A 241-nucleotide genomic window follows, 5' to 3' on the forward strand; every position below is an offset into this window, starting at 1 on the left:
CAGGTGCGGGTCAAGGCCGAAGACCGGCTGACGGTGGTGTCGCTCGCCGCCACCCCGAAAGCCGTCGCACAGCCGTCGAACGAGGAGGGCCAGACACCATGAGTCTGACATTGGGGCATTTCCTGTCGCTGGGCGCGGTGCTGTTCGCGCTCTCCGTGGTCGGCATTTTCCTGAACCGCAAGAACCTGATCGTGCTGCTGATGGCCATCGAGCTGATGCTGCTGGCGGTCAACATGAACTT

The 241-nt window shown here is 62.7% G+C and carries 1 protein-coding gene; it reads left to right on the top strand.

Going from position 1 to position 241, the window contains the following annotated elements; genetic code table 11:
* Positions 1-98: 98 nt before the first annotated feature.
* Positions 99-241: NADH-quinone oxidoreductase subunit K (locus HA630_RS26745; RefSeq protein ID WP_208299896.1), on the top strand; the 143-nt coding region annotated here is incomplete at its 3' end.

Source organism: Aquabacterium sp. A08 (assembly GCF_011742065.1).